27 protein-coding genes are annotated in these 25,759 nt (G+C 38.0%); 12 read left to right on the top strand and 15 right to left on the bottom strand.

What is annotated here, in order from left to right; translation table 11 throughout:
- The first annotated feature begins 8 nt into the window (after positions 1 to 8).
- Complete coding sequence (locus C9J29_RS06845; protein WP_107921832.1) at positions 9 to 1,259, top strand: helix-turn-helix domain-containing protein; 1,251 nt, start codon at positions 9 to 11, stop codon at positions 1,257 to 1,259.
- Between the two features lie 39 nt (positions 1,260 to 1,298).
- On the opposite strand, the gene C9J29_RS06840 is transcribed toward C9J29_RS06845, so the two are convergent.
- The 10 genes from C9J29_RS06840 to C9J29_RS06800 all read right to left on the bottom strand — a co-directional run bounded on the left by C9J29_RS06840 (position 1,299) and on the right by C9J29_RS06800 (position 10,421).
- Positions 1,299 to 3,203, bottom strand: coding sequence for an endonuclease MutS2 (locus C9J29_RS06840; protein WP_107921831.1), 1,905 nt, complete (start codon positions 3,201 to 3,203; stop codon positions 1,299 to 1,301).
- A 133-nt stretch (positions 3,204 to 3,336) separates the two neighbouring features.
- A complete protein-coding gene (locus tag C9J29_RS24920) occupies positions 3,337 to 3,462 on the bottom strand; it encodes a hypothetical protein (protein WP_008175617.1) in 126 nt (41 codons plus the stop codon).
- A gap of 198 nt (positions 3,463 to 3,660) precedes the next feature.
- Positions 3,661 to 4,572 (bottom strand): EamA family transporter RarD, encoded by a 912-nt coding sequence (rarD, locus tag C9J29_RS06835; protein ID WP_036125050.1) that lies wholly within the window; start codon positions 4,570 to 4,572, stop codon positions 3,661 to 3,663.
- Between the two features lie 129 nt (positions 4,573 to 4,701).
- Positions 4,702 to 5,247: a hypothetical protein gene (locus C9J29_RS06830; protein WP_008175615.1), complete on the bottom strand. Its 546-nt coding sequence runs from the start codon at positions 5,245 to 5,247 to the stop codon at positions 4,702 to 4,704.
- 190 nt (positions 5,248 to 5,437) lie between these two features.
- The gene (locus C9J29_RS06825) at positions 5,438 to 6,607 is read right to left on the bottom strand and encodes a toxic anion resistance protein (protein WP_036125048.1); all 1,170 of its coding nucleotides are present in this window, start codon (positions 6,605 to 6,607) and stop codon (positions 5,438 to 5,440) included.
- 222 nt (positions 6,608 to 6,829) lie between these two features.
- Positions 6,830 to 8,074 carry an ABC transporter permease gene (locus tag C9J29_RS06820; protein WP_089984988.1) on the bottom strand — a complete coding sequence of 415 codons (1,245 nt, stop codon included), beginning with the start codon at positions 8,072 to 8,074 and terminating at the stop codon, positions 6,830 to 6,832.
- On the bottom strand, positions 8,058 to 8,963 hold the full coding sequence (locus C9J29_RS06815) for an ABC transporter ATP-binding protein (RefSeq protein ID WP_008175611.1): 906 nt from the start codon (positions 8,961 to 8,963) through the stop codon (positions 8,058 to 8,060). Before C9J29_RS06815 ends, C9J29_RS06820 begins: the two co-directional genes overlap by 17 nt.
- A gap of 13 nt (positions 8,964 to 8,976) precedes the next feature.
- Complete coding sequence (locus C9J29_RS06810; protein WP_008175608.1) at positions 8,977 to 9,507, bottom strand: DUF2812 domain-containing protein; 531 nt, start codon at positions 9,505 to 9,507, stop codon at positions 8,977 to 8,979.
- A gap of 61 nt (positions 9,508 to 9,568) precedes the next feature.
- Complete coding sequence (locus C9J29_RS06805) at positions 9,569 to 10,105, bottom strand: DUF2812 domain-containing protein (protein WP_089984990.1); 537 nt, start codon at positions 10,103 to 10,105, stop codon at positions 9,569 to 9,571.
- A 1-nt stretch (position 10,106) separates the two neighbouring features.
- On the bottom strand, positions 10,107 to 10,421 hold the full coding sequence (locus C9J29_RS06800) for a PadR family transcriptional regulator (RefSeq protein WP_107921830.1): 315 nt from the start codon (positions 10,419 to 10,421) through the stop codon (positions 10,107 to 10,109).
- Positions 10,422 to 10,605: 184 nt separating this feature from the next.
- Here C9J29_RS06800 and C9J29_RS06795 point away from each other — a divergent pair, with 184 nt between their 5' ends.
- Both C9J29_RS06795 and C9J29_RS06790 read left to right on the top strand, forming a co-directional pair.
- Positions 10,606 to 11,187, top strand: coding sequence for a TetR/AcrR family transcriptional regulator (locus tag C9J29_RS06795; RefSeq protein WP_089984992.1), 582 nt, complete (start codon positions 10,606 to 10,608; stop codon positions 11,185 to 11,187).
- A 56-nt stretch (positions 11,188 to 11,243) separates the two neighbouring features.
- Entirely contained in the window at positions 11,244 to 12,425 is a 1,182-nt protein-coding gene (locus tag C9J29_RS06790) for a YhgE/Pip domain-containing protein (protein ID WP_089984994.1), read from the top strand.
- A 237-nt stretch (positions 12,426 to 12,662) separates the two neighbouring features.
- Here the strand turns inward: C9J29_RS06790 and C9J29_RS06785 are convergent, their stop codons facing one another.
- A complete protein-coding gene (locus C9J29_RS06785) occupies positions 12,663 to 13,244 on the bottom strand; it encodes a TetR/AcrR family transcriptional regulator (RefSeq protein WP_043989981.1) in 582 nt (193 codons plus the stop codon).
- A gap of 156 nt (positions 13,245 to 13,400) precedes the next feature.
- Here C9J29_RS06785 and C9J29_RS06780 point away from each other — a divergent pair, with 156 nt between their 5' ends.
- On the top strand, positions 13,401 to 14,159 hold the full coding sequence (locus C9J29_RS06780) for an SDR family oxidoreductase (RefSeq protein ID WP_008175594.1): 759 nt from the start codon (positions 13,401 to 13,403) through the stop codon (positions 14,157 to 14,159).
- Positions 14,160 to 14,210: 51 nt separating this feature from the next.
- Here C9J29_RS06780 and brnQ read toward each other — a convergent pair whose 3' ends face one another.
- Both brnQ and C9J29_RS06770 read right to left on the bottom strand, forming a co-directional pair.
- Positions 14,211 to 15,554: a branched-chain amino acid transport system II carrier protein gene (brnQ, locus tag C9J29_RS06775; protein WP_089984998.1), complete on the bottom strand. Its 1,344-nt coding sequence runs from the start codon at positions 15,552 to 15,554 to the stop codon at positions 14,211 to 14,213.
- 178 nt (positions 15,555 to 15,732) lie between these two features.
- Entirely contained in the window at positions 15,733 to 16,485 is a 753-nt protein-coding gene (locus tag C9J29_RS06770; RefSeq protein ID WP_031419567.1) for an alpha/beta hydrolase, read from the bottom strand.
- Between the two features lie 284 nt (positions 16,486 to 16,769).
- On the opposite strand from C9J29_RS06770, the gene C9J29_RS06765 reads away from it, so the two are divergent.
- Positions 16,770 to 17,675, top strand: coding sequence for a LysR family transcriptional regulator (locus C9J29_RS06765; RefSeq protein WP_089985000.1), 906 nt, complete (start codon positions 16,770 to 16,772; stop codon positions 17,673 to 17,675).
- A gap of 36 nt (positions 17,676 to 17,711) precedes the next feature.
- Here the strand turns inward: C9J29_RS06765 and C9J29_RS06760 are convergent, their stop codons facing one another.
- Positions 17,712 to 18,509, bottom strand: coding sequence for a DUF1835 domain-containing protein (locus C9J29_RS06760; protein ID WP_107921829.1), 798 nt, complete (start codon positions 18,507 to 18,509; stop codon positions 17,712 to 17,714).
- Between the two features lie 485 nt (positions 18,510 to 18,994).
- On the opposite strand from C9J29_RS06760, the gene C9J29_RS06750 reads away from it, so the two are divergent.
- From C9J29_RS06750 to C9J29_RS06725, 6 genes are all read left to right on the top strand, one after another.
- A complete protein-coding gene (locus tag C9J29_RS06750) occupies positions 18,995 to 19,378 on the top strand; it encodes a sodium:proton antiporter (protein ID WP_089985002.1) in 384 nt (127 codons plus the stop codon).
- Positions 19,379 to 19,762: 384 nt separating this feature from the next.
- The gene (gene proB / locus C9J29_RS06745) at positions 19,763 to 20,857 is read left to right on the top strand and encodes a glutamate 5-kinase (protein ID WP_089985004.1); all 1,095 of its coding nucleotides are present in this window, start codon (positions 19,763 to 19,765) and stop codon (positions 20,855 to 20,857) included.
- Between the two features lie 12 nt (positions 20,858 to 20,869).
- Entirely contained in the window at positions 20,870 to 22,120 is a 1,251-nt protein-coding gene (locus C9J29_RS06740) for a glutamate-5-semialdehyde dehydrogenase (RefSeq protein WP_107921828.1), read from the top strand.
- 88 nt (positions 22,121 to 22,208) lie between these two features.
- A complete protein-coding gene (locus tag C9J29_RS06735) occupies positions 22,209 to 23,093 on the top strand; it encodes a DMT family transporter (RefSeq protein WP_025115015.1) in 885 nt (294 codons plus the stop codon).
- The gene (locus tag C9J29_RS06730; protein ID WP_107921827.1) at positions 23,093 to 24,043 is read left to right on the top strand and encodes a carbohydrate kinase family protein; all 951 of its coding nucleotides are present in this window, start codon (positions 23,093 to 23,095) and stop codon (positions 24,041 to 24,043) included. The genes C9J29_RS06735 and C9J29_RS06730 overlap by 1 nt, the downstream gene beginning before the upstream one ends.
- 75 nt (positions 24,044 to 24,118) lie before the next feature.
- On the top strand, positions 24,119 to 24,520 hold the full coding sequence (locus C9J29_RS06725) for an RDD family protein (RefSeq protein WP_107921826.1): 402 nt from the start codon (positions 24,119 to 24,121) through the stop codon (positions 24,518 to 24,520).
- Positions 24,521 to 24,719: 199 nt separating this feature from the next.
- On the opposite strand, the gene C9J29_RS06720 is transcribed toward C9J29_RS06725, so the two are convergent.
- Positions 24,720 to 25,151, bottom strand: coding sequence for a GNAT family N-acetyltransferase (locus tag C9J29_RS06720; protein ID WP_043990712.1), 432 nt, complete (start codon positions 25,149 to 25,151; stop codon positions 24,720 to 24,722).
- A gap of 125 nt (positions 25,152 to 25,276) precedes the next feature.
- On the opposite strand from C9J29_RS06720, the gene C9J29_RS06715 reads away from it, so the two are divergent.
- Complete coding sequence (locus C9J29_RS06715) at positions 25,277 to 25,729, top strand: MarR family winged helix-turn-helix transcriptional regulator (RefSeq protein ID WP_036125008.1); 453 nt, start codon at positions 25,277 to 25,279, stop codon at positions 25,727 to 25,729.
- Positions 25,730 to 25,759 lie beyond the last annotated feature (30 nt).

Genomic DNA, 25,759 nt, shown 5'->3' with positions numbered 1-25,759 from the left:
GCGAGGCAGTGAACTCTCTAGGTGCACGAATTCGTAAATTAAGGAAAGAAAAAAAATTAACATTAGAGGCGCTTGCCGGTGATCGTCTAACAAAAGGAATGCTGAGTCAAATAGAAAATGAAAAGGCCAAGCCCTCTATGGAAAGCCTTGACTATATTGCTGAACGGTTAGGTGTCAAGGCTAGTGAATTACTCGAAGAAGTAACACCTTCATCCATTCGTTCACTTTTAGAGCAGGTCGAAATTTTATTTGCAGAGGTAAAATGGGGAGATATAGTTCGTCATCAAGAAATTGTTGATTTGATAAAACCATCAGTAGAGGGCCTTCCTGACAGCTACGAAGCAGGCCGTTTATTGTATATATATGCTGTCACGCAGTATGAAGTAGGATTAGCTTCATGGGAAACATCCCTCCTGCAAGCCCGCACTATCTTTAAGGAAATTAATTTACTTAGCCATTGGTTCAAAACTTTCATCCTGCAAATGAACGTATTGGCGGAAAAACGTCAATATGACTTGGCCTATGCCTGTATTTTACAGGCGCAAGAAATGATTGAACAAGAGGATTATCAGTTTGATTCTCGTGATGCTTTATTAATGGCTTATTATACAAGCATTTTACAGCTTGCCATCGGAGAACATGAAGAAGGGAAAAAATTAATAAACGAAACCATTACGAATGCTCATAAAAACCAACTGTTTTATCAAATCGATGATATGTATCGTATCGGTGCTTATTGCGCGATGATTGACCATGACTTTGAACAAGCTGAGCATATGTTTATGAAGCTGGAGCAATATCGGGCATTTGCCGAACGCGCACTAGTAGATGCTTTCATCTATATTTTACGGGCACATTATTATAATAATTACATGTTTAATTATGAGCAGGCGTTAATAGAAATTGAGAGCTTTAATGAGCTCAAGCATGAGGATTTAGAAATTTTGGATTCAAACTATTATTATGCGGAAAAAGGAAAGTCCTTATATTTACTCGGTCGTTATGAGGAGGCTAGGGCTGTATTTGAGCATTTTCAAAAAGCACCTAATTTTATCAGCCATCCATATGATATTTTAGGTTTAAATGAATGCTTTTCCTATAAGGCCCTTTGCTATGCACATTTTGGGGAACTGACAACCGCCTATGACATCGCAAAAATGGCATACAACGATTCACTAGATTTAGTTGACTTACCTTATAAACGCAAAATCGAAGAAGTCTATATGACGATTAAGGCACAAATTGATTCTACTTCTTAATATGAAAGGGATTGCACCGCTTCGTGCAATCCCTTGTTTTTACTTTTGCTGATCTTCTTTTATTTGCTTATGAATTTTGCGTAATGCTTTTTTGGACCCCCGCTCAATATCATGCTGAAGCTTACGTTCTTGATAGTCGACAAATAAGGTCTCAAGATCATAGCCTTCAGGGTATAATTCGGTTGCCGGTAGCTCTAATGCAAGTCGTTTCACATGAACCTCTAGCATTTGACCCTTATAGTACACAGTGACATTATAGAACTGATTCATCTCTTGATAAACAAGCCCGACATCATCATGATCCAATAATTTCACACGGTCCCCTTTGGCAAATTTAACGATTGCTGCCCTGCCAGCTTTCTCTACTTTCGGCTTACGAATTTTACTATCCTGCACCCGAGTCAGCTGATAATCCTTATTATTCATATAATCCTGTGCTCGTTGCAAAACCTCTGCACGGACATTCATTTTTTTAGAAATCCAAAGAGCATTACTCTCTCCAGACGTGCCAATCATCAACTGATACAAAGGCTCTAATGTTTCACTATTAAATCGCATAGCCGCATTCATAAAGTCTGGATGCATCTCTGAAAATCGTTTAATTTCTCCGTAATGTGTTGTCGCTACTGTCATACAGCCCATTTGATAGAACTCTTCCAAAATCGCAATAGCCAGTGCCGCACCTTCATTCGGCTCAGTACCACTGCCGATCTCATCAAATAATAATAGTGTATGGTTATTGGATGCTCTCATAATGTCGGAGAGATTTTTCATATGTGATGAAAACGTACTTAGCGCATTTTCCATACTTTGATTGTCACCTATATCGACAAAGATATGATCGAATATAGCCAATTCAGTGCCCTCATCTGCCACGATATGAAAGCCGGACATTGTCGCCAATGTTAATAAGCCAATTGTTTTCAACACGACCGTTTTCCCGCCTGCGTTTGGTCCAGTAATAATTAGACTCCTATAATCTTTTCCAATCGTAAATTGAAGTGGCACAGCATTCCCTGATAATAAAGGATGTCTACCATTGATTACTTGGATGAAGCCATAATCATTGAGGCGTGGCTCCATACCGCCAATTTGTTTACTAAATTTTGCTTTAGCAAAAACCATATCATATTGGCTAATCAACTCCATATTAATATGGAGGGCGTGAAGATGATCCATTAAAAGCCCCGATAAAGATGCTAAAATCTGATACTCCTCCACCGCCTCTTCAGCCTTTAAAGTAGCTAATTCTCCATTTAATTTAGCGACCACACTTGGCTCCATAAAAACAGTTGCACCCTTTGAGGAGATTTCCACTATCGTACCTTGTACATGGTTTTTATAGGAAGCCTTAATTGGAATCGTATAGCGTTCATCCTTTTGACTAATAAAGAACTCTTGTATATACGTTTTATTGGCACTGTTGTTCAAGAATTTTGTTAAGCGGTCTTTTATTTTTTCCTCTGTCGTTTCGATATGATGACGAATCCGCTTCAATTCTCGACTAGCAGCTGAATCAACGCGATTAGCTTTTATAGCAAAATTAATTTCTTCTTCCACACTTTTAAATTCAGCCATCGAATTCGCGTAAGATGAAAGAACTGGCGCAAAAAATTCCTTATCCAACATGAATTTTTTAATGTTACGACAGCCTCGTAAAAAGTCTGACATGCTGATGAGCTCACTGGGGTCCAAGATCATCCCTTTTGCCAGTTTGGTCATGATATGCTCAATATTGGATACGCCTAAAAATGGGACATGACCCTCCGCATCTACGATTACCCGTGCCTCAGTTGTTTCATTCAAGCGAGTTTTTACAACTGCTAAGTTTGAGCTTGGCATTAATTTATCTAATAACTGTTTGCCCAATCCACTTACACAATAGGATTTAACGATATCTTTTAATTCTTGGTATTGTAACTTCTCTAGCGTAGTAAAATTCATTTGTATATGCTCCTCATTCTGATATTTATCATTCATGAAGATACCTACCCAATATTAGATAGCAATGAAGTGTTAAATAAACTAAAAAAAGCTGTGAGGAATCCCCACAGCTCTATCTTCAAAAGGCGAGTGTTCATAGCACTACAAATAAAACCTCATTTTCAGAAGTTTCATCCATATATGCACCGCTTGATAAAGTATTGTAGGCATCTACATAGGTTTTGAAATAAATCCATGACCAAATAAGGGGTCTGTTCATGACATATATCCCCCTGTCGCCATATCATTTATTTCATTTAATTTTTACCTAGTTAGAACCTACCGCACTCACAAAAAGCACCTCTCAATTTTTATCATTGTTATCTAATTATTGACATCATCTTACTATATGTTGACTAAATTGTAAAGGTACGCTCTCCATGTAGTCCATTGAATAAAAAAAGACTTGTAGAATATTCTACAAGTCTACTGATTTATGATGAGCTTTTCTTGTTTCTATAATCTTGGAACCTGAGAATAGTAATAATGCTCCCCAAATGATGCTAAATGCTAAAAGCTCTATCTGACTAAATGGCTCTTTATACAGTACGATACCTAAAATCAATACAATAGTTGGTGAAACATATTGAATAAAGCCCAATAAATACAATGGAATATTTTGTGCACCTTTTGCAAATAGGATGAGTGGTACAGCTGTTACTAAACCACTGAAAATCATCAAAATATCTGTTTTTACATCAACATGTAAAAACGAAGCTTGATGGGTTGTAAATAGATACACATAATAGCCTAAAGCAAATGGTAGGATTAATAATGTTTCAATAGCTAATCCTCTCGTCGCATCCAGTGTAATTTTCTTTTTCAATACGCCGTATATCGCAAAAGATAGCGCAATCAATAGTGCTACCCATGGTACAGAGCCATAATTGATCGTTAAAATAATAACAGCCATAAAGGCAATTCCTGTCGCTACCCATTGTGCGCGACTCAATGATTCTTTAAAGAAAATTACTCCAAAAATAACAGATATGAGCGGATTAATATAATAGCCTAAGCTTGTCTCAATTAAATGGTTATGGGTTACTGCCCAAATATACAAGTACCAGTTCATTGAAATGACGAAGGAGGCACCCGCAAGCTGCCAGAAATGCTTTTGATGTGACCATAAATATTTTAAGTCCGCGATAAGGTCTTTACGCATTCGAAATACGATGACAGCCAGTACAGTAAAGACAAACGACCAAATCACTCGGGATAATAAAATCTCCATGCTTGGTACATGTTCAAGTAGTTTCCAATAGAGAGGAAAGGCACCCCAAAAGGCATAGGCAAAAAATGCCGCCAAAACCCCTTTTTTCTCATTTGACATTGCCACTAACGCTCCCTACTCATAGTGAAATCAATTGCGACCTCACATAATATTAAACTAGTTAAAGAATAGACTCATTATAGAGCTTTGAGTGGCAGCTGTAAATGCCAAATTTCTAGACGCCTTAGATCACCGTCCATCCTTCTGCTCTGATTCTAGCTCGGAGATATATTTACGCACTGTACTATAGCTAATATCTGGATTGATTTGGCGTTTGATGCGTATATGGATTTCCTTTATACCAACCCCTTGCTCTCGCATATTTCGAATCATCGACTTAAGAGGTCCCGTTAATGACTCTCTCGACAAGGACGTATATTTACTCAGTTCAATTAATAGCTCCGTATTTTGTTGTCGGAGCACCTGCATTTCCTCTACCACGCAATTATATTCCGTTACTTTTTTTTGCAGGACTATGTTTTGCTGCTTAGATTTTTGCAAGTCCTCTGTAAGTGCTGCATTTTGTTTTTTTAATGTCTTTCGTTCTTGTTCTATACCATTTTGCTTATGATCTAAATCTGTATGCCTCGCACTGTACACTTTTTCCTTATGCAATAACTCTAAATAACGGCTTTGTGGAATAAGCATTAAAGTTTCAGCTGCGTTAAGAGCAAGCGTTCCATCTTCAAAAGGCTCATACGACAATGTAGAGGATTTTATTTTATTGGTCATCATTTCACTCCTCCACGAATGATTTCATGTAATCGTATTGCTTTGTATAACATCTGTTCGCTTCCTTTTTCATTTGATAATCATTCTCATTTAATTTTATCATAATCAGTATTTTCCTTTTTGTCAAAGAACATTTAACGCAAACAAAATAAATAAAGCTTCTTGCAGAAATTTCTACAAGAAGCTTCGATTATTACATTTTTTTCAATTTTTCATATTCTAATTGCAAACGTTCAATACGTTTACGACCTTCTTCACGACTTCTCGCTGTTTCAGCTTGAATTTGCTTCGTTTCTTGAATACCAGACATAATCGTTTGCCATGTTGTTTCAATTGTTTCAATTTTTATGCTCGGGCTACCTGCTGCTCGTGCTATATTAACGCTGTTTTTACTAATGTTTTCAGCATTGCGCACAAGCATTTCATTCGTACGGCGATCTAGCTCAATCATAGAATCGGAAATCAGCTTTTGGCGCTTTAAAGTAACGGCATGAATTAAACCTTGTTTGAAAATAGGGATTGTCGTCACAAAGGCTGAGTTAATCTTCGCAATTAAATGGTTATTACCTTGCTGCATTAAACGTATTTGAGGTGCAGATTGGAATGATACTTGCTGCGCCATTTCTAAATCATAGCGACGTTGCTCTAATAATTCCACTGCACGTAGCATTGTTTCATATTCCATTGCCGCTAATTGATCGCCCGTCTGAGCCTTTTGTTCAAGGGCCGGTAATGTTGAACGAACATCTTCTATCTTTACTTCAATCGCAGCGACAAACTTACTTAAAGATTGGAAGTAATTTAAATTTTGATCGTATAGATTTTCAAGGTCAATTGTATTTCGCTTCATTTCACCTTCATATTTTTGAATTTCGCGGTAAATGACATCTACTTCCTTATTCATGCTGTCATATTTAGATAGAAACTTTTCCAATTGCTCTTTTCCTTTATTAAAGAGCTTGGAAATAAAGCCACCTTTTTTCTCCTCCGAGAAATCTTGAGGATCAAATTTATCCATAATTTTATTGAGATTATTTAAAAGGACACTCGATTCTTCTAGTTTGCTGGACTTCATAGTAGCCAGCATTTTATCAGAAAAAGTAGAAATGCCACTTGCTGTTTCTTTCCCAAGCTCTAGCATGGCAATTTGATCTTTAACATCAATTCGTTTAGCAAGTGCATGAACCTCTGGATCTTTCTTTAACATAAGCTGGTTTTGCGCAATTTGTGAAAGCTCTTGCTCAGATACAAGTACTGGCTTTTGTTCAGGCTCTTGTTGCATAAGCGGATTAGGTTGTAATAAAGGATTTTCAGTAGCGAATGGGTCCTTGGATTTTAAAAGATCATTGTTGAATTCAGACATACGTTTTACCCCCTGCAATTTATCTCTACAATTTACTTACGATTACTTTGGAAAAAGGTTTCATTTCCGATAGAAAGACAAAACCAATTTCAAGCTCTTTATTAAATTATAGCTTCTTTCTAAACAAAATTCGACTGATTACGCAAATTCCTTTACATTGTTTTCTAACGTTGGCATGAAACAACCAAAAAGCAGCTACATCATCGTGTAGCTGCTTATCATTTAAGTGGTAACCTTTAAAACTGTTTTAATTTTTTGAATGACCCCGCCTGAGCTATATGTCAGTACACTACGTTTATAGAACGATAAGCTAAATAGGTACACGACTATAATCGTTGCGATTAAAATACCTAAAGATAGTAATGGAACTAACCCTCCGATATCTGTAGCACCTATCCTCATAGGCATGATCATTCCTGATGTTAATGGAATATACGAGAATATTTTAATGATGATTGTATCTGGATTACCCATCCCTGTTAGCATCACATAGAAGCCGATAATCGTAATAATCATGGCAGGCATTAATACCTGACCTGCTTCTTCTACTTTCGATACTAATGAGCCAAATAATGCGCCAATGATAAGATACAGGACAACCGTTAGCAATAGGAATACAATGGCATAGATAACATAGCCAACAGACAATTCTTTGACAATGCTAGCAGCCGCATCCCAAACGATACCGCCTTTTACGAGCTTAGCATAAATCAGGAATACTGCTGCAAGAATGCCCATCTGCGTTAAAGCAAGCAGTAATACACCTGCAATTTTTGCTTTAAAATGAGTAGTTGGTTTGACACTTACTAAAAGCATTTCCATTGCTCTTGAGCCCTTTTCAGAGGCAATTTCAGTCGTAATCATAGATAGGAATGTAGAAATAAAGAAATAAATTAAAATTCCAACTGCATAGGAAACAACTAAACCTGATTGCTTTTCTTCTTCACTTTTTCCACCCGTTGATTCCTCATTTAAGTTTTTAGTGGAAATCGTAGTTTGAGCGGCCATAATTTGTGCTGCCTGTTCAGGTGAAAGCGATAATTGCTGTACGGCATAGTGCTGACCAGCATATTGTAATAAGGATGACAATGACGATTGATCGTTTAATTTCAGGGGTGTAAACGTAGCAATTTCTGCTTGTAGCTGACCACCTTGATCGTTAATCGTCACAATGGCATCTAGTTTGCCGTCCTTCACTTTTTTTTCAAGTGTCGGTCTATCCTTTTCATCTTGGATAAAAGCCATATCCCCATTGGAAACAAAGATACCACTTAAATCAGCAGATGTCTCATTAATAATGGCAATTTGCTGTGCTTCATCATCACCTGTAAATAGCTCTTTAATTTCGGACCAGAAAACAGCTACAGACATTACAAGTACATATAAACATGTCATTAAAATAAAGGATTTTGATTTTATTTTTGATTTATATAATTGTTTCATCAATAAATTAAACTTCGACAACATTGCCACCTACCTTATCTTTAAAGATTTCATCTAATGATAAATAATCCAGGCTGAATTTTTCAATATACTTCCCATTGGAAAGCTGCTCAAAAATACTTTGGGCAAAGCTTTCATCCACTAATGTTAAAACTGTTTGTTCCTTCTCAACACGTACATCCTTGACGCCTTCTAACGCCAATAGCTGTGTTGTTGACCAATCTGTCCGTACTGCCAGTTTTGTTTTGCCATATTGTTTCTTTAAATCTAGTAGACTACCAGAAAATAATGAAACACCTCTTTTTAATAGGCATAAGTGATCACAAAGTTCCTCCACATTATCCATTTGGTGACTAGAGAACAAAATTGTTGTACCCTGTTCCTTTAAAAGTAGAATGGCATCCTTCAGTAAGTCCTTATTAACCGGATCCAATCCACTAAACGGTTCATCCAAAATTAAAAATTCAGGTTTATGGATAAAGCTGGCGATAAGCTGTACTTTTTGCTGGTTCCCCTTTGATAGTGTTTCAGCCTTATCTTTTCGTTTTTCTTCCAGCTCAAAACGTTGAATCCAAAAATCAATTTCCTTTTTCAGCTCGGCTTTTTTCATCCCACGTAGCTCACCAAAAAAGTACAACTGCTCCTCTACTTTCATCGTCGGGAAAATACCACGTTCCTCAGGTAAATATCCTAGGACGTCTCTGTTAATCGCATTAACTGGCTGACCATTCCATGTAATTGTACCTGCCGTTGTCTCCTGTAAATCTAAAATCATACGGAATGTAGTTGTTTTCCCCGCACCATTTTGGCCAATCAAACCAAAGATTTCACCTTTTTCAATTGTAAAATTCAATCCATCTACAGCCGTAAAATCCTTGTACTTCTTCGTGACATGCTGTAACTGTAAAGTCATGTTGTCACCCTCCTTATCCTTCGAATATATGTAAATTTTCTTTCAATCTTTTTTTACGGTTTTCATTTTTAAATATAGAGATACACACCATTATGGATACGATAAAATTTAAACATCCTACACTAGTGTTGACGATTGTTACAGAAGGTCCCCAAGCTCCCATCGAAAAATTATAAAGCCCAGCCACTATATTGAATAGCAACAGTACTATAAAAATACGATTCATCGACTTTATATAGCTAATTTTAGAGGTAGTATCTGAGAATAATTCAAATGGCCCTTCTGCCTTTGGTTTTCGATAATACGCCCAAACACCGAATTTGTGCACACATTCTATATTCATCTCCTCTAGAAACTCAAAATAGTCCTTCGATTTGCTATTCACTAATTCATTCCGATAAATATATTGTTGTGGTGTTCCTTTTTCAAAAATAAAATAACCTACAACTGCTTTTTTTAAATTCCACCCCCGGTCTGCCATTTCATTGACCCACCGTTCTTCCTTTTCATAATCTATAAAAAAACGGTATATTCTTTTTTCCATCCTTTCACCCCTACTAGATTTATTGTTATTTTCTGATTTCCCAGAAAATAATAGACGTCCACTAATCTGAAAATATATTTAACTCCTTTTTCAATCGATTGCGGACTCGTCTAAGCCTATATAATGGGAAAGAGAATAAGATGACTATAATTAGATTTAAGCTATGTAAAATAAACCCTATCCAATTCGTCATTTCGTGAGAAAAATCGCCGATCAAGCCTGAAATACCAAAATATAAATTAAGTAGAATAAGAGGGAAAAAGAGTGCCATCTTTTTTGACAGACTTCCTATTTTAGTTTTTTTATCCGTATAAAGCTCAAACGGACCTCCCTGGGAAGCCTTTCTAAAAAACACAAAATTACCAGAGCGATCAACTTGTTCAATGCCTGAACTTTTTAAAAATGCTAGATAGTCCTCTTCGTAGTGAGTTCCAAATCGCTCTAATTCATCATGGCGATAAATATAGCTGCCTGCTTCTCCACGCTCAAACGTAAAACGAATCCATGTAAACTTTTTCAGATGCCAGCCCTGGCAAGCCATGTTATTGACCCACTTTTCAATTGCATATGGATTAATCATCAAACGATATTTATGCATATTATTCAACTCCTCTCGTTATACGGATACCATTGTCAAAAAGTTCCCTTAATCTCAAAATTTCATATTCAACTAACTTATCCCCAGTTTCTGTAATTACATATTCTTTCTTGCGACCATCCTCATCGAGCGCCTCAATCCAGCCTCGTTCAAGTAAAGTTTTAATGGCCCCATAAATGGTACCTGCGCCTAAGCGTACTCGCCCACTACTCATTTCCTCTACTAATTGCATGATGCCATAACCATGTCTAGGCTCATACAATGCTAATAAAATATAATATACGCCTTCAGTTAACGGCGGATGCTCCTGTGTCATACAATCCTCCTTTATATCGTCCACCAATATATCGTCAGCCGATACATCTAAACTATATCAGCCGTCGATATAGTTGTCAATGTTCTTATTGCTAATTATTTCCTTGAAACAAATAATTTTGTTGCAGAGAATTATGCACTATGCTAGCATGTAAGTGATTACTTGCATGAAAGGAAGTTTATGATTGACAACAAAGGGAACCGCAGAACGAATCATCGAAGCTGCTCTACAATTGATTAGTGAAAAGGGCTATACTGCCGCCACAACGAAAACGATTGCTGAATTAGCCGGCGTCAATGAAGTTACACTTTTCCGCCATTTTGGCAATAAGCGTGGCCTCTTGAAAGCCATAGTCGAACAATTTTCGTATTATCCCCTTTTACAACAGGAGATCCATCAAAACGTTACGTGGGATTTAGAAAAAGATTTATTAAACTTCTCATTAAAGCATTTTGATTTTTTAATGTCGATTAAAGATTTGGTGATGATTGGCTTTAAGGAGTCCATTCAGTTTCCTGAAATTAGTGAGGAAATTGCAAATATTCCTCTTCTAATCAAAAAGGAATTATGCCAATACTTCCAAGAAATGAAACAACGAGGGAAGATAAGAGAGGTTGATTTTGAAGCTGCAGCGTTATCACTAATTGCTCTTAACTTTGGTCATTTTATGTCACGTGCACGTCTTGGTACTATGGTGTCTGACATACCAACCGAAGAACTATTACAGACAAGTGTTGCTATTTTTTCTAGGGGACTCGTTTCCTAGAAAAAATTTTTCCTTTCAATGCAAGTAAGTACTTACTTTATTAAGGGGGATTAAAAATGAGAGGTTTACAAACTTTATTGAGAATTCGAGAAACATATATTGGCATTGTTGCTGCAATTGCCTTTCAATTAATTTTCTTTACAATTTGGATGACAGCCTATGACGGCGTCAATGAGCGAGCTGATCAATTATCGATAGGCTTGTTGACGGAAGATACAGAAATGGGGTCGCAAATAGTAAAGGACATGAAGGACAACATTCCATTTACGCTAAAAGAGTATTCCTCTAGGAAGGATGCCGAGCAAGCACTCAATGAACGCCAGATTAATATGATTATGCAAATTCCAGCTAATTTTACGAAGCAGCTTCGGACAGGAGAAAAAGCTGAAATCATTTATTCGATTAATCAGGCCAATGCTAGTGTTGCGAAAAACATGATGGATGGTGTAGCTAAGCAATTAACAGAAGAAATGAACCAAATGCTCTACCCATTACAACAAAATCAGGCGATCGAGGTTTTTTCCCAACAATTTGCCCAGCTTCCATTTGAGCAAAATACCTCACAGCAAATAAACGCATCTGTCCAAACAACCGTGATGACAGTTAAAGATCATGCCGTCAATGCGACCATCGTTAAAACGAATGATGTAGAGGGATTTGCAGCAAACTTTGTCCCACTAATGGTCATCATCTCCTCCTTTGTAGGGGCTATGGTGATGATTATGCAACATCAGCAAGCCGCACAAATGGTACAAAGTAGTGTTTCAAAATGGCAATTATTCCTTGCACGCCAGCTGCTCAATGTTGGAGTCGCTCTCACTTTACCATTCCTTACAATCGGCTTAATGCATCTATTTACTATTTCCAGTAATGAAAGCTTTCTATCCATCTATTTCTTCCAATCTGTGCTGTTTCTAGCTTTCCTTTGCCTAGCACAAGTTTTCGTCATTCTCTTTGGAAATATCGGCATGGTCTTCAATATTTGTGCTCTATCTCTCCAATTAGTAACCTCTGGAGTACTCGTTCCGAAAACCATGCTTTCTGAAGGCTACCAGCAATTAGCTGCCATGCTCCCCGCTACTTACGGTGCCGATGGCTATTACACTATTATTTTCGGAGGAAGTGCCGCTAATTTACTACAAAACAGTAGCTCCTTAGCCATCATCATCCTAGTCACTCTGGCAATCGCTACAGTAACCGTAGCAATCAAGCCCGCTCCTGCTCTTACCTCTAGTTAGTTGTATGCTATAGCCCCTTGCTCTGTTCATTTCTGGATGGACGGGGTGGGGCTATCCGTTAGTTTGAGTGAGCTATCCACTACTTTGAGCGTTTTTTCCATCCCTTTGAGCGTTCTATCCGCCACTTTCTCCGCTCTATCCGTCACTTTCAATGTTCTATCCGTCACTTCGGCCGTTCTATCCACCGATTTCTTCATTTCGCTTCATTTCAAGCGTCCCATCTCCTCTTTTTACGCTCTATCCTCCACTACGGACATTTTTCAAAATAGTGGCGAGTTGCTGATTTAAGACGCTTACGCTGTCGCTAAAGTCCCCACGGTACCATTGGATAATGAGTCCGATAATCGCGTTTGCTTGGTAGGCGCTATAATAATCAATCGAAATTGATTCTGTCATTTGATGCTCGTGATGTAAGGTAATGTCTCTCTTTAGCAATGAGTAAATTCCGTCAAACAGCATGTAATAATATGTCAATGGGACATTTTTGGAAAACACAATCCGATAAAACATTTTAAAGCGTTCAATATGATGAAAAATACGAATCGTGTTCGGATCTAGTTGATGTGTATCCAATGTTGTCACGGCACGATAAGGTTCTTCGTAGGATTGGTATAAATCCTCCATAATCTCTTGAAAGTATTCTTCAAAGAGTCCTTCCTTTTGCTCGTAATGCAAATAGAAGGTTCCTCTATTCACCTTGGCCTCTCTACATATTTCTGCAATGGATATTTGCTCCAAAGGCTTTTGACTAAGCAGTGTCAATAAGGCGGCGTGTAAAGCTTGCTTTGTTTTAATAATACGTAAATCTGTTGTAGACAATTTTTTCAGCTCCTTAGTAAACAGTTTTTCCAAAAGTGTTGATTACTCAACACATCCGGATATTTTGCATATTGAAATCGCTTTCATATTTATTATATGATTTTAATGAACAGATGTTCAATATCTATCGAAAAATAGTATGAGGAGGTCTTTGAGATGAGATTAGAAGGTAAAGTAGCAATTGTGACAGGTGCAGCTTCAGGGATGGGGAAAGCTATAGCAGAAGGTTATGCAAAAGAAGGTGCTAAGGTTGTCGTTTCAGATTTAAATTTAGATGGTGCCCAAGCGGTTGTGGAAGGCATTCAAGCGGCTGGGGGTACAGCGTTTGCCATTCAAACAAATGTCGCATCAACAGAAGACTTACAACGTTTATTTGATGAAACAAAAAGTAACTATGGACAATTAGATATTTTAGTCAATAATGCAGGTATCATGGATGGTATGGAGCCAGTTGGAGAAATCTCTGATGATCGTTGGGATAAAGTATTCGCGGTGAATACAACAGCTGTGATGCGCTCAATGCGTATGGCCACAGACATTTTCCTTGCTCAAGGACATGGTGTCTTTGTCAATAATATTTCTGCTGGTGGCTTATACGGTGCACGTGCAGGAGCTGCATACACTGCGTCTAAACATGCCGTTGTTGGATTAACTAAAAATACAGCCTTTATGTATGCTGATAAAAATATTCGCTGTAATGGTATTGCGCCAGGGGCAGTTATGACGAATATCGCCTCTTCCATGACAAATATGAGTCAAACAGGTGCAGCACGCCAATCACTTGGTTTATCGATTAATCCTCGTGCTGGTCAACCTGAGGAAATTGCTCAGTTAGCTATTTTCCTTGGCTCAGACGAAGCGAGCTTTGTGAACGGACAAGTCATTGCTGTCGATGGTGGATGGACTGCTTACTAATATCGTAAAAAAACAGCACGCACAGATTTCATTTTCTGTGCGTGCTTACTTTTAATTATAGTACTTTTTAGATGGAATTAGAGCTCCAAGTATTGCTCCAATAACCGCAGGCAATATCCACCCTAACCCTATATCATAAAACGGTAAGATGGAAGAATAAGCCTTCTCTACAACATCAAATACATGTAATTGCGCTTCAGGCACACTTACTACTAAGGCTTTATAGCCGTCTATTACGCTAATGAAAAATGTGAAAATCATCGCGATGGCATACACCGTTTGCTTATTGTGAAAGAACGATGAGCTAAGAGCCAGTAATATTAAAACAATCGCAAGTGGATATAGGAACATAAGAACTGGGATGGCGAACTGTATAATATTGTTTAATCCGAAGTTGGCAATGATGAAGGATACAACACACAATAAAAATACAAACCATTTATAGCTAATCTTCGGAAACACTTCGTGGAAAAATTCACTACATGAAGTGATTAAGCCGATACTTGTCTTTAAACAAGCGAGCACAATGATAACGGCTAATAAAATAGCACCGAATGAACCGAAATAATGGTCTGCCACTGAGGCAAAAATTAAACCCCCATTATCAAAGGTACCTACAGCTGAAATACTAGAAGCACCCATATACGTAATCAGGCCATAAATAAGCATCATAAGGGCCATTGCAAATATACCTGACGTCCATGTCGCCTTCGCTATTTCCTTCCGATCTGAAATACCTGCACTTTTAATTGCATTAATGACCACAATCCCGAAGGCAAGGGAAGCTAAAGCATCCATCGTATTATAGCCCTCTTTAAAGCCTGTCATAAAGGCAGCATCTATATAATCGCCCATCGGTTGTTGAAAATCCCCCATCGGCTTGACGATACTCGTAATAATTAAAATGAATAACACAATTAAAAAGGCTGGTGTTAAATATTTACCAATGTAATCCATAATTTTTGCTGGATTTAACGAGAAGTAAAAAACGATGGCGAAAAAAATGAAGCTAAACACGGCAAGCAATAATGTAACATGCTGTGCTTGAATATATGGCTCAAAGCCCACTACAAAAGGTACGGTCGCTGTACGTGGAATGGCAAAAAACGGGCCAATTGTTAAGTAAAGGGCCAATGAAAAGACAATACCGAAGACGGGATGAACACGGCTCGCTAGATCGCGTAAGCCATTACTACCTGATAAACCAATCGCTAAAATTCCGAGGAATGGTAGACCGATAGCTGTGACTAAAAATCCGATTAATCCAAGCCAAAAATGGGTCCCTGCTAATTGACCTAATTGGATTGGAAAGATAAGATTCCCTGCTCCAAAATACAGCCCAAATAACATAGTACCGATGACTGCATAGGTTGAGAAAGGTATTTTTTGTTGCATAATTGATGTGCTCCTTAGAAGTTTTTAACTATAGCAAATTATTTTAATCGAATGATTTTTCATTACAATTCAATTATGTTATCAAGCATTTATTATAATTACAATAGTTTTTTCGAATAACATTATGAATATAGAATGTTATTGCATAAAAAAAGAGCTGTCCTCTGACAGCCCTTCCTTAATTTGCAACTGACCATTCAATATGATCTAAAAATTTATAAACATCTTCATATACTTTGTCACGTTCTTTATCTAACGTAATAATATGACCTGAATTTTCATACCAAATGATTTCTTTGTCATCTGTTTCTACAGTATTTAATATAAACGGTGCACTTTCCTGATAAAGCTCATCGTCTAATGACCCTTGTAGAACTAATGTCGGAGCTTTAATTGTTGATAAATCATCACGTGTTTCAGTCGTTAAACGTGTTACACCATCTAATGAATCTTTTGGTGAAATACGTAATTCATGTAATTCTGAAATAATTTGATCTTTTGATTTATTTTCAAAATGTTTATATAAACGAGCATAGTGGTACAAACGTGTAAATAAGCCTTTTGAATTATCACGTGTAATTGGTGCACACATCGCTACACATGCTTTTACTGGAAATGTCTCTGCTACTTTCAATGAGAAAACACCACCTAGTGAAATGCCAACAACTGCAATTTCTTCATAGCCTTTACTTTGAAGGAAGTTATAGCCTTCAACAACATCGTTCCACCAGTCTTCTGGTTTTGTTTCTAATAATGCTTCTGGTTCTACTCCGTGACCACTATAAATAGGTGCATGAACGGTATAACCTCGTTGAGATAAAAATTCTCCTAGCTTTTTCACATCTTTTGTGCTACCTGTGAATCCATGCAATAATAGTACGGCTTTTTTGCCTCCCTCAATTGTTAGAGGTTGCGGCTTTGTTAACTTCATTTTAGGATATCCCCTTCACGGAAATTATTAATTGTGTATTTTATGTGTCTATCTTAACACCCTTTATTCATAATGTACAATTTATAGTTTTTATCAAATCAATGTGTCTCATGCATGAATGATGTCAACTTAACACCTGTACAATCACACTTTCTGCTACTTAACTTTTCCATTCTTCTAATTAAAGGCAACGTCTTTTTAAAAAGTTTTTGCCACCTATACTTCCTCTCTGTTTCCCGTTATAATGCAGTTAACTTAAAAATTACGAGAATAGAGGTGAAAAAATGGAGTGGCAACAATTAGAATATTTTGTAACCGTTGCAAAGTTAGAACATATGACACGTGCTTCAGAAGCATTGGCAATCTCACAGCCAGCTCTAAGTCGATCAATATCAAAGCTGGAAGAAGAACTAGGTGTACCGCTTTTTGATAGGCAGGGACGTTCCATTATGCTCAATCGCTATGGTGAACTTTTTTTATATCGTGTGCAACGAATGCGGAAAGAATATGAGAAAGCTGTCTTAGAATTACAAGAGCTTAATAATCCGGAGCTTGGGGATGTGTCACTCGGTTTTTTACACACTCTTGGGACTAGTATTGTGCCGGACTTAATTCGTGCTTTTCGTCAGAAGCACCCCCATATCCGTTTTCATTTCACCCAAAATTACTCACATTCTCAATTAAAACAATTGCTTGCTGGAGAGTTAGACCTCTGCTTACTAGCTGCGATTGATACAGAGCCTCCCGTTAGCTGGAAGGAACTATGGCGAGATGAGTTATTTATTATGGTTCCAATTGATCATCCTCTTGCTCATCGCAAAAGCATAAAAATGAAAGAATTGGAGCATGAGAACTTCGTGCTGATGAAAAAAGGGTACGCCCTCCGCCGCTCAGCTGATCGCTTGTTACATGCTGCGGGCATTAAGCCTAAAATTTCTTATGAAGGTGATGAGGTTTCTACCATTGCAGGTTTTGTTGGTGCAGGTCTCGGTGTTTCATTGCTACCTGATGATGAGGATTTGAATCCGAAAAAAATCGTCAAAATCCATGTGGAGGATATGGTTTGTGAACGTATTATTGGCATGGCCTGGATAGACAATCGTTATTTGTCACCATCTGCTCGCCAATTTCAACAATTTGTCTTTGATTTTTATGATAAAAAAATATCTCCTCCCGCTCAGGAAAACTAAAGCGGTAGGTTGCCCCATGCAGCCTACCGCTTTTTATTATACGTCTATATACTTTACTCTACAGGAATGAAAATCTGATAAATCTCCTTCTATCTGAAACAAGCCTTGCTCAATCATAATCATTATGCGTTTCATAATGAATTCATCACTCATATAATCATCCAAGGCAATGTGAATAGTACTGATCATAGGCATAAGTAAAAGCCATTCTTCTTTCTGTTGTGCATGCATATTCTTCACAGCGGCAATAATGTGCGCATCCAAAGTATCTTCCTCTACATGTACAATGCCCTCTTTCCACAATCTGAGGGGACTTGAATGTTCTTTAAGGTTTTCCCATTCCTTAGCAAGCTGTTGACATTCCTGAACTGAAAATCGTTTAGCATAGGGACGAAGCTTCATGAGCATGTCTGAGGAAAGCTCTCCTGTATGGCGAATATCGAGATGTGGTTGAATTTGCTTCAGGCCATCTGTGGCGTCAATCCCATAAACCATACTACATTTATGAATAAACTCACTCATGACATAGCGCAAACCAATCTGTTCATGTGTATTTTGACTATACCAAACCCAAACATCCACATCACAGGGCAGCTCGGCAATTTTTTTCTTCCAGCTTTCATACATATCTACGTATAATTGCTGATCTTCATTATCTTTTATAATATGAGTGTTTAACCATACTATGCGCTCTTCTAAGCTGTGAAGAGGTCCAATAGAGAAATCATCATGGACACTTAAAACGGATTCATTACGTTGCAAAAGATGTTGGCGTATAGCAAGCTTCATGGAACCCTGAGTTGCTAAGCTAAAGGTTATATGTAAAATAGCCATGTGAATTCCTCCTAATGTTTGCTAATGGCAATCTGTATCCCGATCAATGTAAAGAGGATACCTTCAATACTAAACAAAAAAATATTATTCATGCTTGTACTAAAAATACTATACCCAAAATAAGCATTTGAAACGCCATATGTTCAAGTGATGAATTGACAACTGTGATCACTACACAAGGGATTAAAGATTGTTCAATACTATCCCTTTTCTATATTATAAAAAAATAAGATTGGGAGGTAAATGACTCTATGCATCTTGGAACCTCCAATAATGCCCTTCCTTCACTACTTTTAACAAACTATTTTCATTATACTACATGCCTTACTTTACTTTAGATGTAAGTTTATGACTTTATTAAAATTTTTTCGTGAATGTCCGTTTCACAATTAATGCTCGTTTAAGCAATACTTTTCTCCTTTATTACATTATAATAGAAGAAACTCATCATAAAATAGACAACTTCAATAAGAGGTGATTATTAGATGGCAGTTAGTGATATTGTTTCACAGTACGAAGATGAGCACGGTCAGGTTTACTATAAAATGAAGTCCCATGACATTCAAGTAAAAGCTACACAAAATACAGGCTTAGCTCCTGTTATCACCTACTGGATGAATGACAAAGATATTACCGACTCTATTAGAAATTTACGTTTTAGTCCGCGTCCCCCATCAAGCTATATTCAGGATTATGAAGAATTTCAAGCAATGCTTTATTCGAAAGAGCAGCGTGCCATTAACATGCTTTATGAACAAATGAGCATAAAGCCAAAAAACATGTCCTCAGGAAAACAAGTACTATGGAGCTTCTTTGTGATTATGCTAGCAATGCTCCCCCTTTTCATCGCCATTTGGTGGTTTAAATAAAAATATCATGCCCTTTCTATCTTTTTTTCTTAATTTATCAAAACTTTCAAGTAATTTTCCCAATCATCTTGACAGGCATTTGGAAGTAGTGCATCCTTTACTCAATAGTTGAAAAAATTTATGATGAAAAAACGAACAAAGACCAGTAATTAGTAACTGCTTGAGCAGAGAGCGATGTCCATCGGCTGCAAGACATTGTGCAAGTAAGACTAATGAACCTACTTTGTCTATCGTCCTAGCTAAACTAGGCGCAGTCTCTAGCGTTATGAGGAAAGTGGAATGTCGCACGATATTCAATGTAGGTGGTACCACGGAAAGCAACCCTTTTCGTCCTAATTTTTTTAGGATGAAAGGGTTTTTATTTTGACAATTGGAGGTCGTTTGGTGGAAAAAAAGAGAATTGTCATCAAGATTGGGAGTAGCTCCTTAACAAATGCAAAAGGCGAAATCGATAAAGTTCGCTTAATGGATCATGTTCAGGCAATCGCGGAGTTGAAGAACCAGGGACATGACGTATTACTTGTATCATCAGGTGCAGTAGCAGCAGGCTTTAAACAGCTTGGCTACCCAGCTCGTCCTGTTACGGTAAAGGGCAAACAGGCGGCGGCGGCAGTTGGGCAAAGCTTGCTTATTCAAACGTACAGTGCCTTATTTAGTATTTATGATATAATGCCTGCTCAAATTTTACTGACGCGTACCGATTTTTCTAAAAAGGAATGCTATAAAAATGCCTATGCTACTTTCGAGGAATTGCTTGAACGCTCGATGCTACCTATTATTAATGAAAATGATACCGTTTCTATAAGTGAGTTAACCTTTGGCGACAATGATATGCTGTCTGCGCTTGTTAGTGGACTTGTACATGCAGATCAACTCATCATTTTAACAGATGTTAATGGCTTATATAACGCCAACCCTAGCAAAAACCCTCAGGCGGAACGCATCGATTACTTAACATCCATTACAGATGACCTGTTAAACTTTGCAGACGGTACAGGTTCCAAGGTGGGTACAGGTGGCATGGCATCTAAGCTATTGGCTGCCCGCACAGCTTTACAGGCAGGAGTTAAAGTTTTTATTGGAACAGGAAGTGGCGCTCAAAAGCTTGTTGATATTTTAGCAGGGCGTGGTGATGGCACGTATGTTGGACATGATGACCTAGCCGTGTTAAAGAATCATAAACAGTGGATTGCACTTACGGAAGTTTCTGGTAAAATTTTTATAGATAGTGGTGCTGAACAAGCACTTATGGTCAATGGTAAAAGCTTGTTACCTGCTGGTGTTTATCAGGTTGAAGGTGATTTTAACAATGGGGATGTAGTTGAAGTGTATAGTGAACAAGGTCTACTTGGACGTGGTGAAGTGCTGTATTCCTCACAAGAATTGATGTCCGCTATGGGCAAACGGTCAAATGCATTTTCGAAATGCCCGATCGAGGTTATTCATAGAGATAAATGGCTGAAAATTCAAACTAAATAAGGAGGTCTAAACATGATAAGTGAAATTCAAAAAAAAGGCCAACGTGCCAAAGCCGCTAGCTATATATTAAATATTAAAACGACTTGTGAGAAAAATGAAGCTCTAACTAAAATTGCCGAACAGCTATTGATGGACCAACATGACATCATTGCAGAAAATGCAAAAGACCTTGTCAATGGAGAACAACAAGGGATGTCTGCTTCTACATTGGACCGTATCATGCTCAATGAGGAACGCATTATGGCGATGGTCGATGCCATTCATTTACTTGTCTCTCTCAAAGACCCAGTTGGCACAGTCATCGAACGTATAGATAAAGATAATGGTCTCCACATCGAAAAGCGCATGGTACCACTTGGGGTCATAGGAATGATCTATGAAGCAAGACCGAATGTTACGGTGGATGCCGCGACACTGTCCCTAAAAACAGGCAATGCCGTGATTTTACGAGGGAGCTCATCTGCTACGTTTTCAAATAGTGCCCTTGTAGCAAGTATTCGTTGTGCATTGGCAAAAACGTCTCTACCGACAGATGCTGTCCAACTAATCGAGGATACGAGCCGAGAAACAGCTAAAGAATTATTTCATTTAAACGAGTTCTTGGATGTATTAATACCTCGAGGCGGCAAGGCTCTTATAGACTTAGTCGTCCGAGAAGCTTCTGTCCCTGTATTAGAAACAGGTGCAGGAAACTGTCATATTTATGTGGACGAAATGGCGGATTACATAAAGGCAGAAAAAATTTGTTTGAATGCAAAAACACAGCGTCCCTCTGTTTGTAATGCTGCAGAAAGCTTATTAATTCACCCAGTATGGTTTAAAACATATGGCACGCAGCTTCTATCATCGCTCCATAAAGCAGGTGTTACTATTATTGGTGACGAGCGAGTATGCGAGGCATTTTCAGGAGCCCTTCTAGCGACTGAGGATGACTATGCGACTGAGTTCCTTGATTTAAAAATAAGTGTTAAATTAGTTGAAAATGTTTACGAGGCCATTGAGCATATTCATCATTTTGGGACCAATCATTCTGAAGCGATTGTTACGGAAGATCCATTAGTGGCGGAAACGTTTTTAAACAGCGTTGATGCAGCGGCAGTTTATCATAACGCTTCTACCCGCTTCACGGATGGTTTTGAATTTGGCTATGGAGCAGAAATTGGTATTAGTACGCAAAAGCTACACGCGCGTGGCCCAATGGGATTACCTGCCCTCACCTCTACAAAATATTTTATATATGGTAGTGGGCAAATTCGCGAATAATGCTATAGCAAGATAAATGCTGGTAGGGATTTACCCTACTAGCTTTCATTTTCACATTTACAAATAAAAAATAGAAAGAAGGTTTTGTATGAACATCTCAGCCATTATTAAACTAACCGTATCGATGGCACTTTTTGGCTCCATCGGTTTTTTCACCGTTCATACGGGAGTTCCTGCAACAGAGCTTGTCTTTGTTAGATGTATTTGCGCAACCCTCTTTCTAGGAGTATTGTGGCTCATCACAGGTGGACATAAAACGGAGAAATGGGAAAAGAAAGAAATTATTCAAACGATTATTTGTGGCGTTTTCCTAGTGCTAAATTGGGTATTTTTATTTAAAGCCTTTGAGGAAATGTCCATTTCAATTGCGATTTCTATCTATAATTTAGCCCCTATCTTTGTTTTAATTTTAGGCGCTATCTTTTTAAAAGAAAAAATGACCATTCGAGCACTCGTAGCAACCATTACTTGCTTTATCGGTAGTATTTTTATTATGGGTCTTCAAAATTTTGTATCTTTCTCTGAATTTATGCAATCAGGATTTGTTTGGGCCTTACTGTCAGCGGTGTTTTATGCCCTTACTATGCTAACAAGCAAGACCATTACAAACCTTAGCTCTTACGCCTTAACATATATACAAACAACGGTTGGCATTGTGATGCTACTGCCTTTCATCGATTTCTCACTCTTTGAAGGTTTAACCACAACCAATTGGTTCTATATTTTAGGCACAGGATTTATTCATACTGGATTTGTTTATTATTTATTTTTTGATAGTATCCGCAGTCTTTCTACCATTCTAGTTTCCGTACTAGTATTCGTCGACCCAGTTGTCGCGATTTTACTCGATATGCTGCTGCTTGATTTTATGCCGAACTTTATGCAAACTTTGGGCATTCTATTCATCTTCGGCGGGATTTTCTATACGATCTATACACCGAAGAAAAAACGGCTACCACAGGAGGTATCCTAATGGGCAAACTCTTTACAATTGGCGAATTATTAATAGATTTTACGCCAACCCAGCAGCATGGTGACCTAGCCCTTATTGAGCATTTTACGAAGCATGCTGGTGGAGCCCCTGCAAATGTAGCAGCAGTGTGTGCCAAGCTTGGTCAACAGGCTGCCCTCCTAACACAAGTAGGGCAGGATGCGTTTGGTGATTTTCTGAAGAAGACCTTGCAGCTAGTAGGTGTGGATACACAATATATTCGTCAAACGACTGAGGGAGAAACAAGCCTTGCTTTTGTAGCACTCTCTGAAACTGGGGAGCGTGATTTTCAATTTTACCGACGTCATGCTGCAGATCTATTGTATAAACAAGAGTATCTCCCCTCACAACTATTAACAGACAAAGATATCATTCATTTTTGTTCTGTTAATCTTGTGGAAAGTCCGATGAAGTCTGCCCATTTAGCTTTTATTGAGCAGGCACATCAAGCAGGCAGCATCGTTTCCTTTGATCCGAATGTCCGCTTGCCTTTATGGCAGGATGAGACGGTATGTCGAGAAACGATTCTAGCTTTTTTACCAAAAGCCCATATTGTAAAGCTCTCCAATGAAGAACTGTTATTTCTCACAGCCGTTGAAGATGAAATGTCGGCTGTGCACACATTATTTCAGGGACATCTAGAGACGATTATCATTACACATGGAGCAGAAGGCGCAACATTATATACAAAGAAATATCATAGTAAGGTCAATGCTGAGAACGTACAAGCAGTTGATACGACTGGTGCTGGGGACGCTTTTATTGGGGCGATATTAAGTCAATTCCTGCAACATCAACTATCTGTGGATCATTTGGTGGCCTATTGTGAACAGCATGCGATATCCCTGCTTTCGTTTGCAAACCGCTATGCAGGAATCACAACAATGAAGCACGGGGCAATCCCCTCATATCCTGAACAATTATTGGAATGAATCTAGCATCATTCGAAACTTTTTATCCTTATTTTCCGTATGTACTGATGAGAAATCAATGGAAGGAGGACCTGCATGGAATCAATAACAAAAAAACGAGCCCTTGCTTTTTTAATGGATACTGCTATTTCAACAGCTGTCACATTAGGCGTAGAGTATTTTCTACGAAAGAAAGTGAAAAATGAGGTGGTTCATGCACTCGTTACACCGACCGCCATGTTATGGGCATTAGAGTATGCACAGCTTCGTAAAAATGGACAAACCATTGGCTACAAGGCTATGGGACTTGTACTCGAACATGAAGAGGGTCATACATTATCAGACCGTCAAATTATTAAACGCATGGCTTATCGTGACACAATCAGTTCATTTCACTATTTAAAAAATCGCCAAGCTTTCGAGCAACAGCAAGGTCAATGCCTTCCCCATGACAGCTTTGCGGGTACGGTTGTGAAAGAAAAATCAACGAATAGCTGAAATTAGTGGTAGATATGCAACACAATGACGTATGGAGCATGATGGATCATCGAACACATATCCAACTTTCATAGGTTAACAATAAAATACCTCCTCCCAAGGTCAAGAGGAGGAGGTATTATTTAATGACAATTAACTTCATGCTTTCTTCAATAAAGAGTACGTGGACATTTTACCAACTTTTCAATCCCTAGCACATTTACCAATATTTCTTCATTAAAATATGGGGAATGCCGCAATCCATAAACTCTTCCCCTTCACGCTTATAGCCTAATTTTTCATAAAAACCTTCTGCATACGATTGAGCATTTAATTTAGCTTTTGTCAGACCATTATCGCGGGCAATTTGCTCTAACCCAATAATGATTTCTTTGCCAAGACCAAATTTACGGAACTCTTCTACTATACAAATACGCTCCAATTTACCATAGCCCTCGACTACACGGAGTCTACCCGTTCCTACTGGCTGCTCCTTATAGTACACAAGAATATGATCACATGGTGCTTGCAGTGAATCAAATTCATCATACTCTTCTACCTCAGGTACTTGTTGCTCTTCAATAAAAACTTTTCGTCTAAAATCAAATGCTAATTGTAAGTCTGCTTCAGTTGTTACTTTTTTTATGCTCATGAATACTCCTCCTAGTTTCACTTCAATCATCCTCTTCTCCAGATGCATTTTTCGCCTGAAGATGATACTATTAGTATAGAACTATTTTTATTGCAAATACAATAAAAATCTAAGGAGGATAGAAAATGAAAGAAATCTTACGTGAAATTGGTGCGATCGCACGGGCATTAGACTCGATTAGTAATATAGAATTTAAGGAATTGGATTTAACGAAGGGTCAATATTTATATGTAATCCGAATTTGCGAAAATCCTGGGATCATTCAAGAAAAAGTCGCAGAGCTATTGAAGGTGGATCGCACAACCGCTTCTCGGGCCATTCAAAAATTAGAAACAAAAGGCTTTATTGAAAAAAGAAGTGATCAAGGAAATAAGAAAAATAAATTACTTTTCCCAACTAATAAGAGCTTAGACATCTATCCATTTTTAAAACGGGAGGGCGAGTACTCCAACGAACGAGCACTTGATGGTTTTTCTAGCGAAGAAGTCGATAGCATTCACCATTTACTCACGCGCGTCCTACAAAATATTGAAATTGATTGGGAAGCTGTAAAAAAAGGACAGAAGCGACACTATTAAAGGCGATTCCTGATTTATCCCGATCTGGAA

This window comes from Lysinibacillus fusiformis (genome assembly GCF_003049525.1).
GTDB classification, from domain to species: domain Bacteria; phylum Bacillota; class Bacilli; order Bacillales_A; family Planococcaceae; genus Lysinibacillus; species Lysinibacillus fusiformis.
Note: the sequence above shows the minus strand (reverse complement) of the source record. Positions and strands in the feature narration are given on the sequence as shown.